Source organism: Prevotella sp. RM4 (assembly GCF_000701965.1).
Taxonomy (GTDB): Bacteria; Bacteroidota; Bacteroidia; order Bacteroidales; family Bacteroidaceae; genus Prevotella; species Prevotella ruminicola.
In genome coordinates this window covers 154,634-170,130 of sequence record NZ_JNKG01000007.1, presented here as the reverse complement: position 1 = coordinate 170,130, position 15,497 = coordinate 154,634, and the positions used below count along the sequence as shown (strand labels likewise).

Sequence of the window (15,497 nt, the reverse complement as noted above, 5' to 3'; positions counted from 1 at the left end):
AAAGTTTATCGGGTTAACGAGAACTTCATAGATAAACCAAAATCGTGCGTCGTTGTGGGATAGCTATTGCTTGACAACAACGGCGTATTTGTTTGTGTATCGTAATAAGCCGTAAGGGTAAGCAAACGCGAGAGTGTGTAATCGGCCATAAACGAGAGTTTGAAGGCTGTGTTACCACTGGATGCCGACGACACGCCCGTGGCGATATCGCGGGTGATGGCCGCCTGCTTGCGCAACGAGATATCAAGGCGCAGGTTCAAGTCGTGGTTAACACCGGTCTTTCTGCTTTGAACTTGGAGCTTTGTGTTTTGAACATTTTGGCTATCGCCTGCATTCTTTTTGCGGGGGTTCTGGGCTTTGCTGATGGTGCGGTTGCCCTTGGCACCAAACAGATTAAAATCGCGGATTTTATAAGCCAGACCAACCACCCAGTCCTTACTGAGCGACTCGTTGAGCTGAATGCTGGTCATCGAGAGATTGAGCACACGGGTGGTGCGGTATTCCAGTTTAGCCGTGAGGTCGTTCTGGAAGGTAGCATCCACACCCAGCAGGGGCGAGAAGGCCTCGTTGATGCTCACGGTAGAATAGCTGGTATTGACGTAGCTACCCACGCTATAAATGCTCTTATAAGCATGGTTCAGGTTCAGACTCTTCAGATGCTCCTTTACCCAGGCTAGTTTCGACAGTCCGCCATAACGCACACTCCAGTTGGGCAACAGGCGGGCCAGCGACGGGAAGATGGCCAGCGACTTGCCTGCACCCGAGGTATAGGCCGACAGGAAAGCCGGGATAAGCACCTGGGGCGAATACTCCTCGCCTACCCTTTGCTGGAACTCGGGGATGAGCTCGCGGAAATGGTCGAAAGCGGCCGAACGATAGCCGTTGTTGGCATTACCCATACCTGCCAGTGCCCCTCGCAAAGAAATGGTGGTGATATTAAACGTACCACTCAAGGTGGTGGGCATGCCATCGTACATATACTGAACACTCTTGGCGCGGGTATCGGTACGCGAGGCGGTGAGATCGATCTTCAGGTCGCGGATAGGCTCGAGCACCGCCTTTATCTGCAGATCCTTACTGGTGTTGATATTGGCAGGGGTGGATACACTTTCGTTCTGCAACAGCCAGTTGCGACCAAGTGCCTTATCGATATAGCCATCGCCCATCAGTCCGAAAGCAAAATCCAGTCCTGGTGTCAGCAATCCATCAGTACGATTCTGACCCAACATATCGCCCACATTGGGCATAAAGCCGGGCAACAACATCGAATACTGGGTGCGATAGCTGATGTTCATACTACGCAGCATCATGAGCACACGCAGGGGCCCCTTGTTGCTCTTGTTGGCCTTTTGCAGAGCGGGGATGTGGTTATAGAGGGTGACGAAATTAAGCGCCACGTTCATGTTTACCTGACGGTTGCTGGTGATGGTGTTACCCAGACTGGTGCCATCCTCTAACTCGGTACCACGCACCCAGGTGTAGCGACCGCTATACGAGGCATCGGCATTCACCCAATCGAAGATGGGCAGTTTGTTGAGCGGGAACTGGTACGAGGCAGTTACCTGTTGCTGGTAATCGAGCGGTGTACCCCAGTTGCGGATGCTCTGTTTTACCGAATCCTTCCACGCCACATACTGATCGGGATACAGGTCCTTGTTGATCGGTGTGTAGGGCTCTTCGATCTCGGCACGGGTGGCCGACTGGAAGGTGAAATGCAGGTTCTTGGTAAAGTCCCATCGCAACGAGAAATCACGATTCCACAGGAACTGCTCGGAGAATGTAAGCGGCAGGTTCTGATTCTCCAGACTCTCCAGGTCGCGCTCTTGTAGCTCGTAGTAGTTACGCGTCATCTCGGTATTGAACGAGATGCTCTGGGGCAGGTAGTTCAGACCTATCGACTTAGGGAAGTTGAGCCACTTCGACTTTCCCTTGAGTTTCTTAAACGGCTCCCAGGTCTTATACACGGGCGAGTAAGCGTAGTTCAGGGCGCCACGCCACTGGTCTTCACGCTCGTAAACGGTGGTCTTACCCGAGGTGTTACGATGGGCATGACTGTACGAGAACGAGAAGTTGGCGGGATCGTAAGGCATAGGGTGACGCTTGGTTTTCAATCCCCAGCGCAGGTTCGACAGCGCGAAGTTGGTGTTACGTGTTTTGGTAACGGCAATACTCTCGATGCTGTCGCGCTCGTGCTGGTTGGCGGCACTCTCCAAGGCATCGCTCAGGCGCATATCCGAATCGAGCGGATTATAACGTGGGCGCACCTCCTCGTGACTCACCGAGTAATACAATGGCGCACTCACCTTGGCCTTGTCGGGGAAGAACTTACCCAACTCTAACTGGGCGGTAAACGAGTACTCCTTCTGGGTGTCGGTAGAGCGTTGCATCACACTCTCCTCCAGTCCACCAAAGCCATCGCTGATGTATCGGCCCGAGAGGTTCACGGTACCGAAATCAGACAGTTGCACGTTCATGGTGCCCGATGCCGCCCAACCGCCATTGTTGTTGGCATCCATCAATCGGAGCTCGTTCACCCACACCTCCCCCGACTTCACCTGGTCGGAGATGTTACGCACACCTATCATCATCACCTTCACCTCGCCCAGAGTAGGGTTACCCTGCACACGTACCGTGTTGTTGGGTTTGCGAGGGTCGGGCTCGCTATAAACCTGATTAAAGCTACCGATACCCTGTGCCTTGGCCTGGTTACGGGCTTTCTTCAGTTTGGTAAACACATCAAGATTGATATCCAGCATGTTCTCTTCGGGCCACACCATACGGCGATCGGCCGTGGCATACTTACTGTAATCGCTACGGTCGGGGGTGAGCTGAAGGGGTATCTCGTACTCGTAGTAGTTATTCTTATAGTCGCTACCCATACGCACAAACACAGCCAACTGGCCGTTCTGCAACTGGGTGGCATCGGGCACCAGGTGGTTGGCATGCACAAACATCTGCATGTGCTTGTACTGGCGCAGGTCGAGGTTCATGTTACGATAAACGGCCTTCGACTCGCCATGCTGCAAATCCTTCACCACCATATCAAGCGACTGCTCGTTGTTCTCAACCAACTGGGGCTGTGAGGGGTCGGTAACACGACTGATGCCTGGGGGCAACACGTAGTTAACGGGTGTTTTATCGTTGTTCTCCTCGATGTTCACGGCACTCACCTCGATGGTTCCACCCTCGGCACCTGTGCCTAAGCTCTGCTTATACACACGCCACTCGCCACGTACCAGGTCGAGCGAACCGAATCGCAGTACGATAGGCTTCTGGAAGCCCGTCATAAACATACGCATAAAGCGCACACTGGTAAAATCGCTGATGCTACCCACCTTGCGTTCGTACTCGGTAAGCGGAATGCGGAACTGATACCAGTTAACGCTGGTGGTATCGCCGTTACGCAACTTAACGCTACTGGTACGCATATCGGTGATAAAGCAATCGGCAGGGGGCACACCATTACGGTAGGCTTCGAGTATCTCGGGACTGATACGCACCTTGTACTGGTAGTAGCGCTCGTACTCGTTCAGGGTGTAGTCCTGGTTGATATCCTCAACATCGGGACCGCTCTTATAGCTGGTATCGTAACTCTCGGTCTGGTCCTCGGTCTCGGGTGAGTTGCCCTGAGGGTTGTTGATACGCTTGTAGCGTTCGAGGATGCTCTTGCGCTCGTTGTCGAAATCGGTGCCACGATAGTAGTGATAATCGTCGCCTGCAGGGTCCTGTCGCCAGGCCTGTAGGGTGCTGTCGTTGGTTACCACACCATTCACAGCATTCAACCAATCGTGGTAGGCACCATACTGTTGCTCCTCTTCATCCGTTAATCCGTTGTAACCCACATCCTGCTTTTTACGCGAGCCGGTGGTGGTAGCAAAAGCATAGGTCTGGGTGGCCTGCACGGGTATCTTTCCCCACTGAGTGGTGGTAAAATTGTTACTGCCATCCACGGGCATGCCACTCTCGTAGAATTTCTTGCCATCGCGCAGGATATCCTCGGATATCTCGCCCAGGTTAAAATACAGGTCGCCCGCATAATCCGAAGCCCTACCCTGCTCACGGGTATAGATGAACGGATCGAGCAACCAGAACTCTATATACTCGATGTTGGCCTGCTCAAAGTCGTTGGTATCAATCTTACGCATCATACCGCCCCACTTGGTTTCGGGCTGTTGCAGGGTACCATCGGCGTTAAGACCCAACGAGAGGTTGTAAGGACCACGCTCCTGGGGGTAGTAAGCCAGGTTAAGAATGGGCAGGGTTGAGGTGGCGCCGTTATAGGTGCTCTGGTCGCGGTTGGGATACAGTTCCTTGACATACACCTCGCGCACATAGTGGTTGGAGAGCTGATTCAGGTCGCTCTTGATATGAGCAGGGGTGAGCGTAGAACTGCGACGGGTAAAGATGGGATCGACATTATACCAAGCCAACAGGGCACGGTTATAGCCACTGGTAACACCCGTTTTATCGCCACTCTCGGGGAACATCGAGGGCACACTCGAGAGTGTCCACTCCTTGGGATTGCTCATATCCAGATAGCTCTTGGTATTCTCGAAGTCATCCACATACGAAGCATTGTCCTGGGTGCCACGGGCACGACCAGCAATCAACTGGGCAAACTCGCCGGTAAACGAGATATGCGAGGGTTCTTTTACATGCAGGAAAGGTATCTTATTGAGCATGGTAGTGAGCCACTGACTCTCCTGTTTCCAGTTGATGCTCAGACCCCAGATGGTGTTGCTCAAGGGTTCCTCACCCATGGTTACCTTCGAGGTAAGTGCCTGCTCGCTCAGGTGCATCAGCGTACCACCGATAGTGAGACTCTTGGAGAGTTCGTACTCCCAGTTGACGCCTAACATGGTTTTGCGCTGCATACCGTATTCGGTATCCGACTCGAGCGACACGTTCACGTTGGTACCCGCATCGATGATGCTCTGGTTCAGGATGGTTACCTCGCCTGCTGAGTAATCTACCGAATAATCGGAACCTTCGGTCAGCACCATGCCACCTGCCGTAACCACCACCGAGCCGTGAGGCACGTTCATGGCACCCAACGAAATGACATTGGCCGACGAGCCTTTATACTGGCCCACCAGCATGTATTTATCCTTCTCGGCTATCAGTTTGGCCACCGTCTTGGTTGAGTCGTACAGTTCGCTGAACACATATTTCTCAGCCTCGGATGCGGGCAAACCGTTCTTCTGCAACTGTTGGCGCAGGTAGGCACCGAAAGGTTCGGCAGAAGGCAGGAATACACGACCATCGCTTACGGTGTAGCCCTCAACAAAATCGAAGTAGCCATTAGAATGCAGTTTATTGTTATTATCCAGACGGTCGCACCCCAACATCTTCAGGAGCGTTGTGTTTTTCACACGCTGATCGGGGATATAGGTGAGATACACACCTGCTGTATCGCTCTGGAACTTGATGTCCAAACGGAACTTGGTTTTCTCGACCTTCGAAGCCAGATAATACACGTTTTTCATCATCAGCTTCCAGTTGGATTGCGAAGGATTATTCGAGGTGTTCTTCAGCGACTTCACAAAGAGTGCCTTGGAGGTCTCGGTAATATCTGCGGCAAACTCGCCCACCTTATAGGTCACACCACCCAAAGTAAACTCGTAAGCCACGGCCAGCACCTGATCGGTCTGGAGTCCGCTCTTCAGTGAGATATAACCCAAGGCCTTGTTAACGGTGTATTCGGATGAGGTGAGTAAGCGGGCACTGGCCAGTTTCTCGTAGTCGCGACCACTCTCAAAATCGGGCATACCAGCCAGCACACTATTGGTCTGGTCGATATCACGCGCATCGGCATACTGGGTAGTCAGGGTGTTATACAGGTTGTTAGCGGCATTATCAGGCACACGCTGCGAACCCTCACCCAAGTCGGTTACCGCCACAATGTTACGGGTATTCGAGGTGGTGCCGGTCTTATTGGTCACCCAAATCTCCACACGGGTTATCTCGATACCGGTAGTGAGGTTTGGCAGGGTGCTCATGGCCTGATCGTAGCGGTTGCGGAAGTAATGCGACAAGAAGAAGTGACGGTTCTCCTCGTAATCGGCCACATCGAGTTCGAAAGCAGTGGTCTGTGTGCCACCTTTCGATGAGACGCTCTTGGATGATGATTTCTTCTGCGAGAGCACGGTCTGGAGTTTCAGTCGTCCGAACTGCATATCGGTACGCACACCAAACAAACTGCTGGCACCTTTTACCAACGAGTTGTTACTGGGGAAGGTGATGTTACCTGCCTCGACCAGTTTGATAATCTCGTCCTCCTTACCCTCGTACTTCAACTTCAGATTCTGGGCATCGAAATCAAACGTGGCATCGGTATTGTAGTTCAGGTTCATGTTCACCTTGTCGCCCACCTTACCGTTCAGGTTCAGGTTCACCTTCTCGTCGAAATCAAACGAGGTAGTTTTACGGTTACGGATGGGCAATGAGGGGTTATCAATCTTCTTGATGTTACCACCAATCTTCAGTTCGGCGGTACCCTGGGTTTTGATACGCACACCACCAGGACCGAAAATCTTCTCGGCCGGTCCCAGGTCGAAGTGCATATCCATCAGGTCGAACTTATCCTTACCGGCGTTCTGGATGTTCTCTTCGTTTTTCTTGTGAAAGAAATCGTGCAAGGCACGTTTCTCAACATACTGACGATACTCCTCGGGCGTCATCAGCGTGGGCACATTCAGGTACGAATCGCCCATCTTCTGTCCGATGTAATAAACGTTCAGCGAATCGTTATACTCCACCGTTTCGCGGATATTTTCGGGTGTCTTCAGGTAGTTCTTCGTCTGCGCATACGCTCCCGCGCACGCGAACAAAGCCACCATCAGTAATCCAACAATCCGCCTCATAACAATTATTTTTGGCACGGATTACGCGGATTACACAGATTTTCCTCGCGGAGAATAAAAATAATCCGTGTTAATCCGTGTAATCCGTGCCTATATTTATCACTTAATCTGCTTAAGGGCGAGTTTTACGACTTCTTCAACAGGGGCATTGGGTTGCGACTGTAGGATTTGAAGCACCACTTTTTGTGTGGGGGCTGGGGCAAAACCAAGCATGGTGAGTGCTGCGATAGCCTCGTCCTTGACCTGGTTGTTTACTGGTGCCGCTATCTGTCCACCTGCAGGAATCTCATCCGAGATACCCAACGTTACTATCTTATCCCTCAGATCAACGATGATACGCTGGGCCGTCATCTTACCAATGCCCTTAATGCCTTGTATCAACTTGGCATTGCCCGTTGAAATGGCATTACAAAGCTCGGCCACGCTCATGCCCGAGAGCATCATACGCGCTGTGTTGGCCCCCACACCACTCACAGTTATCAACAACAGGAACATCTCGCGCTCCTTCTTGTTTACAAAGCCGAACAACACGTGTGCATCCTCGCGAATAGCCTCGTAAACATAGAGTTTTACCTCCTTCTTTCCCTGGATGGCACTGAATGTATTCAGTGATATGTTCAGACCGTAGCCTACACCACATGCCTCGACAGTTGCTAAAGCGGGAGTCAACTCGGTCAGTTCTCCCTTAATGTATTCAATCATAAACTTACTATTTTGTATATATACATCTAAATAAACGTAGAAACCTTACAATTTATTGTATTTAAAGGCAAGAAAGTTTCAATTCGTCACAAATTGAAAGTTTTTAGATAATTTTCACGTCAAATAGTTACGCGATTTAAGATAAAAGCATTACTTTTGCAACCGCAAACATAGAAATAATCATCAAAAGAATAAATAAAACATGAAGAAAATCAGAGCAGCCGTAGTAGGTTACGGCAACATCGGTAAGTATGCGCTTGAGGCTCTCGAGACCGCTCCCGACTTTGAAGTAGCTGGTATCGTGCGTCGTAATGGCGCTGAGAACAAGCCCGCCGAGCTGGCACAGTATGAGGTTGTGAAGGATATCCGCGACCTGAAGGATGTAGATGTAGCTATCCTCGCTACCCCAACACGTAGCTGTGAGGAGTATGCTAACCAGATTCTGCCATTGGGCATTAACACTGTTGACTCTTTCGATATCCACACACAGATTCGTGGCTATCGTGAGCGTCTGATGAAGCTGAACAAAGAGACAAACACCGTTAGTGTGATTGCCGCAGGATGGGATCCAGGTTCTGATTCAATCGTACGTACCCTGATGCAGAGCTTGGCTCCAAAGGGATTGAGCTACACCAACTTCGGACCTGGTATGTCGATGGGCCACAGTGTATGCGTACGTTCTAAAGAGGGTGTTAAGAATGCACTGAGCATGACTATCCCCTTGGGCGAGGGTATCCACCGCCGTATGGTATATGTAGAGCTGGAAGAGGGCGCTAAGCTCGAAGAGGTAACAAAGGCTATCAAGGCCGATCCTTACTTCGCTTCTGACGAGACTCACGTGTTCCAGGTAGAGAGCGTTGACGACGTTCGCGATATGGGACATGGTGTAAACCTGGTACGCAAGGGTGTGAGCGGTAAGACTCAGAACCAGCGTCTGGAATTCAACATGAGCATTAACAACCCTGCACTCACTGGTCAGGTTCTGGTTAACGTTGCTCGTGCCTCTATGCGTCTGCAACCCGGATGCTACACAATGGTAGAGATTCCTGTCATTGATATGCTGCCTGGTGACCGTGCCGACCTTATTGAGCATCTCGTATAAATGAACATTGCGATTTTCGTATCAGGTGGCGGTACCAACTGCGAAAACCTGATTAAATATTTTGCTGGCTCCGAGCGTGTGAATTGCGCGCTCGTAGTCAGCAATAAGTTTGATGCCTACGCTCTGGTTCGTGCCGAGCGTTTGAATGTGCCAACAGCTGTAACACCTAAAGCCGAACTGAACGACCCTAAAATAATGCTACCTCTGCTGAAGAAGTACGACATCGATTTTATCGTATTGGCAGGCTTTCTGCCTCTGGTTCCCAGTTTTCTGATAGATGCCTATCCACACCGCATTATCAACATCCACCCTGCCCTATTGCCCAAGTACGGCGGCAAAGGAATGTGGGGCCACCACGTGCACGAGGCAGTAAAAGCTGCTGGGGAGACCGAGACTGGCATGACTGTTCATTGGGTAACGCCTGTATGCGATTCAGGTGAGATTATCGCCCAATACAAGGTTGCCATCTCTCCCAATGACACTGTAGATGACATCGCCGAGAAAGAGCACCAACTGGAAATGAAATACTTCCCCAAAGTAGTGGAAGATATCATCAAAAGCACTGCAGACAACATTTGTGGTTCATGAGGTAATCATATTGGTCTATTCTTTCAAGCGGGATATTTCTTCTGCGAGGGTCTCTGCGGTGGGCATACCGGTATCGGCATAGGCCACGCGGATGGTGGCGCTGGCATCGCTGATGTAGATGCGAGGGATGCGCGAGGGGGCGAAGCGCGAATAAACCTTGCGGTCGGGCTGTGGCGAATAGGGCATCGAGAACTCGGCAAACTTCCAGAAGGGCTCAATATCCTCTGCCAGGTTCTTACGGGCGATAAGCACGATGGGCAGGGGCTTGCCATTGCCCGTCAATTCGCCCTGGCGACTCCTATCCCACAGTTTCTGCACCTCGGGCAGTTCATGGCGGCAGTCGGGACAATCTACAGAAAACAGCACCACCACTGAAGGCTGGCCTTGGAGGTCGGCAGTGCGCACCACCGAACCGTCGTTCATCGTCACCTCAAACTCTGGCAACTGGTCGCCCACCACAAGGCTGTCGGCATCCATCACCTCGTCACCGACAACCTTGTCGTCAGTCGCTGAACACCCGCCACAGGCGGTCATCAGCAGCGCAGCCAGAAACCAGAGCAGAAACTTTCTCATGGATGATTCCTCATGAATATTTTAACAATCATCTGAAACGACAAAACGCTGTAGGGACTATTCTACAGCGTTTTTTAATATCTCCGAGAGGGTCGGATGGATATGTACCATATCGGCGAGTTCGGCGATTGTGGTATGTTTGCACATCAGCACGCTCACCTCCTGTACAATATCAGCCGAATGGGCGCCATAGGCATGACAACCTAAGATGGCACCATCCTCAGGTGACACGAACAACTTCAACATACCCTCTGTTTCGCCCATCGCCAAAGCCTTACCATTGGCACGCCAGAACGACTTTCTGCACTCATAAGCAATACCTTCGGCTTTGAGCTGGTCTTCGGTTGGACCCACACAAGCGGCTTCGGGCTGTGTAAAGATGGCCGCAGGCATGATATCAAAACGGATATTGTCGGGTTTGCCGATAATCTGATTCACCACATGGATGGCCTGCATCTCAGCGGCATGAGCCAGCATCTGCTTGCCATTTACATCGCCAATAGCGAAGATGCCATTAACGGTAGTCTTGAAGTGATCATCTACGGTAACGCCCTTGCGCTCATCGAACTCAATACCAGCATTGGCAAAGTCAGCCTGCACACGAGGTTTTCTACCTGTAGCCATCAGGACAACATCGGCATCGATATCGGCAATATCTTCTACAGCAGTCTTCATCTTAAAGGTGATACCGCCTTTCATTCCCGACGTTCCGTCGCCTACCCGTGGCCTTTCAAGATACTTACGCAGGCGCTTGGCGATATCGCTATCAAGGGCTGGCAAGCACTCCTTCAGATACTCAATCACCGTTACCTCAGTACCAAAGCGATTGAACACCGAGGCGAACTCCATACCTATCACACCGGCACCAATAATTGCCAAGCGCTTGGGCTGGGTTTCGAGATTCAACAAGCCAGTAGAGTCGACTACACGAGGAGCATCTTTACCCTTGATGGGGAGCCACTTGGTTTCGGAGCCGGTAGCAATGATGATGTTGTCGGCAGTATAATCGCCAACAGTATGAGCATCTGTAAACACACCCTTCTCACGAACCAACGTGATATTGGGATGCGAAAGGATGCCCTCAACACCCTGACGAAGCTGACTAACAACTGTTGCCATGCGTTCGCGAGCCTCAGCAAAGGTAGCACTATGCACATAGGTCTTGGTGGGGATACAACCCACATTCAAACAGGTACCCCCCACCTCTGAGCCTTCAAAGATAACCACCTTTAAGCCTTGCTTAGCGGCATATTCAGCGGCGCGGTAACCACCTGGGCCCGCGCCGATGATAATGAGATCAACCTTAGACATTAAACATTAAAGATTAAACATTAAACATTTTCTGCCTGGAGTTGACGATAAGTCGTCACTGGATGCTTAGCGGCGAGGACATCATCCACACGACCAATAGGCGTATTGTGTGGAGCACCCTTCACCAGTTCGGGATCGGTCTTAGCCTCCTCGGCAATCTGTCGCATCACGGCAATAAAGCCATCCAGCGTTTCCTTCGACTCGTTCTCCGTAGGCTCGATCATCAAGCTCTCGTGGAACAACAAGGGGAAGTAGATGGTTGGCGCATGATAGCCGTAATCGAGCAATCGCTTAGCCACATCCATCGTGGTAACACCCGTCGATTTATCCTTCAGTCCGTCGAACACAAACTCATGACAACAGATGGTGTCGATAGGCAGTTCGTACACATCCTTGAGCGACTCCTTGATATAGTTGGCATTCAAGGTGGCTAACGGACCAACCTCCTTGACATGCTCACGACCCAACGAGAGGATGTAAGCATAGGCACGCATCATCACACCATAGTTACCCTGATAGGGCGACACAAATGGGAAGCAATCCTGCAATCCCTCGCGAACACCCACAGGACCAGCGCCAGGACCACCACCGCCATGAGGCGTTGAGAAAGTCTTATGCAGGTTAATATGCATCACATCAAAGCCCATATCGCCAGGACGACAAGCGCCCAGCATCGGGTTCAGGTTGGCACCATCGTAATACATCAATCCGCCACAGTCATGAATCAACTGGGCAATCTCAGGAATACGAGTTTCAAACAGTCCGAGGGTATTAGGATTGGTCATCATCATAGCGGCAATCTCAGTTCCCTGCTCAGCTACCAAGCGTTGCAGATCCTCGAAATCAACCTGACCATTAGCCAACGATTTCACCTCAACAATCTCCAAGCCACACACAGCGGCCGAGGCAGGATTGGTACCATGGGCGCTATCGGGCACAATCACCTTTTTGCGCGCCATATCACCACGACTACGATGATAATTGTCGATAGTCATCAGTCCCGTTAACTCACCATGGGCACCGGCATAGGGCTTAAAGGTGAAGTGAGCCAGACCTGTGAGTGCGCAGAGCGACTTTTCCAACAGGGTTACCAAAGCCTGCGCACCACGTACCGTTTCGACAGGTTGCTCAGGGTGCAGATTCTGGAACTGGGGCAGAGCGGACATCTCCTCGTTGATTTTGGGATTGTACTTCATGGTACATGAACCCAGCGGATAGAAGCCCGTATCAACACCAAAGTTATTATTAGAGAGGTTGGTATAATGGCGCACCACGGTGAGCTCGTCGCACTCAGGCAACTGAGCCTCTTCGGCACGTTTCATCTCTGCAGGTATCTCGTAACTGCCAAAATGATTCTTAGGCAGACTATAGCCTTTGCGGCCCTCCTTTGAGAGCTCAAAGATCAGATTTCCATATAATCGGTTGTTCATAGGGCAGCAATGTTTACGAGGTTATCAATTTCTTCCTTGGTACGCTTCTCGGTAACAGCAAACAGAATGCCATCACCCAGCTTTACGCCACCCAATATACCTGCATCCAGCAAGTGCTTAGAGAGAGTATCAACATTGCCATCATACTTTACGTAGAACTCATTAAAGAATGGTTTGTCGAAAGCCAGATGGAACTTACCAGTTTTAACCAGTTCGTCGCACAGATAATGTGCACCGGCATACGAGAGCTCTGCGGCCTCTTTCACTCCCTGCTTACCCATCAACGACAGATACATGGTAACAAAGAGCGCCATTAGACTCTGGTTAGAACAGATGTTTGAAGTGGCTTTCTGACGACGGATATGCTGTTCGCGAGCCTGAAGAGTGAGTACAAAGGCACGCTGATCGCGATTATCCTTGGTCATACCCACAATGCGTCCTGGCATCTTACGAATCAACTTCTCGGTGCAACACATATAGCCTACGTAAGGACCACCAAACTGCATGGGGATACCCAAGCTCTGACCATCGCCCACGGCAATATCAGCCCCCCACTCGCCTGGTGTCTTCAGCACAGCCAAGTCGGCAATCACACTGTTCATGACAAACAGAGCCTTCTGCTCATGACAAGCCTCAGCAAAACCGGTAAAGTCTTCAACAATACCATATACGTTAGGCTGTTGCACAATAGCACCAGCCACGCCACCATTTGCGAGTTGAGATTTGAGCATTGAGAGATCGGTAGCACCATCCTTCAGAGGGATGGTTTCGAGTTCGATTCCTTGATGCAGGGCATAGGTATCGAGCACCTCGCGGGTCTTGGGATTCAGACCTGCTGATACCAGCACCTTGTTCTGTTTCTTACCTGCGGCAACAGCCATCATCATAGCCTCGGCAGTAGCGGTAGTACCATCGTACATCGAAGCATTAGAGATGTCCATACCTGTCAGTTCGGCCATCATACTCTGATACTCAAAGATATAGTGCAAAGTGCCCTGTGATATCTCAGCCTGGTACGGGGTGTATGAGGTGAGGAATTCTGAACGTTGCAGCAAACTGGGGATAACAGATGGCATATAGTGATCGTAAACACCATAGCCTGCAAAGCAGGTAAGCTGTTGGTTCTGCGAACCCAACTTATCAAACAGTTGGCGCACTTCCAACTCGCTCATCTCCGAGGGCAACTGGTAGTCGCCCTTAAAGCGGATGGCATCGGGTATCTGGGCATACAGACCATCCAAGTCTGTCACCCCCACCTTCTCCATCATCGCCTGCAAGTCGTCGCTTGTATGCGGAAAGTATTTGTAATCCATAGATAGTATATTTTTGGCACGGATTAACACGGCTCTCTTTAGAGAGGCACTGCTTTTTTTTGTAAAGAGCCGCGTCTTTATTTATAAAGCCGTGTTAATCCGTGCCTAATAATTATTTTTCGCAGAAAGCAGCGTAGGCCTTGGCATCCATCAGGTTTTCAACCTCAGAAGGATCGCTGAGCTGTACTTTGATAATCCAGTTCTCAAAGGCATCCTGGTTGATGAGTTCAGGCTGGTCGTCGAGAGCTTCGTTAACCTCTACAACGGTGCCACTAACGGGCGAAATCAGATCCGATGCAGCCTTTACGCTTTCAACGGCACCAAACTCCTCACCTGCTTCAACTTCGTCGTCAACATCAGGCATATCTACATAAACCACATTGCCCAGCGCATTCTGAGCATAGTCGGTAATACCTACAAAACCAAAATCACCTTCTACTCTAACAAATTCGTGAGACTCTGAGTAGTAGAGTCCTTCAATTACTTTAGCCATAATATTTATTTCTTATAATTTTTAGTATAGAATTGCTTTTTTACCACTTTGCCAGGGAATACCTTTTTGCGAATCTGAATCTGCACTTCGGTATCCAGTTTGGCATATGGTGCATCAATAAGTGCCATACACACGCTCTTATCAGTAGATAAGGTGTGATAGCCAGTTGTTACCTCACCGATAGGTTCGCCTGCCATATTCAGCACGGTGTAACCATGACGGGGGATGGCCTTATCCATCAGTTCGATACCCACCAGCTTCTTAGCAGGACCTTCGGCCTTTTGCTTGGCCAGTGCCTCCTTACCAATAAACTCGGTCTTATCCAACTTGACGAACATGCCCAAGCCTGCCATGATTGGGGTAATCTCCTCAGAGAGTTCGTCGCCATAAAGTGGCAAGCCCACCTCGAAACGCAGGGTATCGCGACAACCCAGTCCACAAGCCTGAACACCTGCTGCAATCAGCTTGTCCCAGCACTCACGGATATAGTCGTGGTTGGCATAAATCTCAAAGCCATCCTCGCCCGTATAACCTGTACGAGAGATGATAACATCGCCAATAGTCTTACAAGTATAAAACACCAGTTCGGCACAAGGCAAGCCCAATACCGTTTCAACGATATGCTCGCTCTCAGGACCCTGAACGGCTATCTGACCATAGAAGTCGGAACGGTTCTGCAGGTCGATATCAAAGCCCTCGGCATTCTGTTGCATCCAGGCCCAGTCCTTATCGATATTAGCGGCATTGATGACCAGGAAGAAATCGTTCTCGCCCATCTTATACACCAACAGATCGTCAACCGTACCACCATTCTCGTAGCACATCATACCATAGTAGATCTTGCCCACAGGAGCACCAGCGATATCGTTGGTAAAAATGTGCTGCACATAACGCTCGGCATCAGGACCTTTTACGGTTACCTCGCCCATGTGCGAAACATCAAACAAGCCCACATGCTCGCGAACGGCCGTATGCTCGGGAGCAATACCAGCCATCTGATAAAGCAAGGGCATGTCAAAACCACCAAACGTTACCATGGTGGCACCAAGCTGTAGATGCTTGTCGTACAAGCAAGTACGCTTTTCTTTCTTTTCTAGTTCTTGTTTTATTGCCATAGATTAT

Annotated in this window: 10 protein-coding genes; 2 read left to right on the top strand and 8 right to left on the bottom strand. The window is 50.5% G+C overall.

Annotation, left to right across the window (positions count from 1 at the left end; all coding sequences use genetic code 11):
- Nucleotides 1-5 precede the first annotated feature (5 nt).
- Nucleotides 6-6,839: a T9SS outer membrane translocon Sov/SprA gene (sprA, locus tag T499_RS0101900; RefSeq protein WP_084162853.1), complete on the bottom strand. Its 6,834-nt coding sequence runs from the start codon at nt 6,837-6,839 to the stop codon at nt 6-8.
- Nucleotides 6,840-6,962: 123 nt separating this feature from the next.
- Nucleotides 6,963-7,565: a Holliday junction branch migration protein RuvA gene (ruvA, locus tag T499_RS0101895; protein WP_028906969.1), complete on the bottom strand. Its 603-nt coding sequence runs from the start codon at nt 7,563-7,565 to the stop codon at nt 6,963-6,965.
- Between the two features lie 202 nt (nt 7,566-7,767).
- Here ruvA and T499_RS0101890 point away from each other — a divergent pair, with 202 nt between their 5' ends.
- On the top strand, nt 7,768-8,667 hold the full coding sequence (locus T499_RS0101890) for a diaminopimelate dehydrogenase (RefSeq protein WP_013064713.1): 900 nt from the start codon (nt 7,768-7,770) through the stop codon (nt 8,665-8,667).
- Nucleotides 8,668-9,255, top strand: coding sequence for a phosphoribosylglycinamide formyltransferase (locus T499_RS0101885; RefSeq protein ID WP_033149527.1), 588 nt, complete (start codon nt 8,668-8,670; stop codon nt 9,253-9,255).
- Between the two features lie 15 nt (nt 9,256-9,270).
- Here T499_RS0101885 and T499_RS0101880 read toward each other — a convergent pair whose 3' ends face one another.
- From T499_RS0101880 to gcvT, 6 genes are all read right to left on the bottom strand, one after another.
- Nucleotides 9,271-9,828 (bottom strand): TlpA family protein disulfide reductase, encoded by a 558-nt coding sequence (locus T499_RS0101880; protein ID WP_033149526.1) that lies wholly within the window; start codon nt 9,826-9,828, stop codon nt 9,271-9,273.
- A 57-nt stretch (nt 9,829-9,885) separates the two neighbouring features.
- Nucleotides 9,886-11,139 (bottom strand): dihydrolipoyl dehydrogenase family protein, encoded by a 1,254-nt coding sequence (locus T499_RS0101875; RefSeq protein WP_033149525.1) that lies wholly within the window; start codon nt 11,137-11,139, stop codon nt 9,886-9,888.
- Nucleotides 11,140-11,159: 20 nt separating this feature from the next.
- On the bottom strand, nt 11,160-12,569 hold the full coding sequence (gcvPB, locus tag T499_RS0101870) for an aminomethyl-transferring glycine dehydrogenase subunit GcvPB (RefSeq protein WP_033149524.1): 1,410 nt from the start codon (nt 12,567-12,569) through the stop codon (nt 11,160-11,162).
- Nucleotides 12,566-13,882 carry an aminomethyl-transferring glycine dehydrogenase subunit GcvPA gene (gene gcvPA, locus T499_RS0101865; protein WP_033149523.1) on the bottom strand — a complete coding sequence of 439 codons (1,317 nt, stop codon included), beginning with the start codon at nt 13,880-13,882 and terminating at the stop codon, nt 12,566-12,568. Before gcvPA ends, gcvPB begins: the two co-directional genes overlap by 4 nt.
- Before the next feature lie 112 nt (nt 13,883-13,994).
- Nucleotides 13,995-14,375, bottom strand: coding sequence for a glycine cleavage system protein GcvH (gene gcvH / locus T499_RS0101860; RefSeq protein WP_013064567.1), 381 nt, complete (start codon nt 14,373-14,375; stop codon nt 13,995-13,997).
- Nucleotides 14,376-14,380: 5 nt separating this feature from the next.
- Nucleotides 14,381-15,490, bottom strand: a complete 1,110-nt coding sequence (gcvT, locus tag T499_RS0101855; RefSeq protein WP_033149522.1) for a glycine cleavage system aminomethyltransferase GcvT — start codon at nt 15,488-15,490, stop codon at nt 14,381-14,383.
- Nucleotides 15,491-15,497 lie beyond the last annotated feature (7 nt).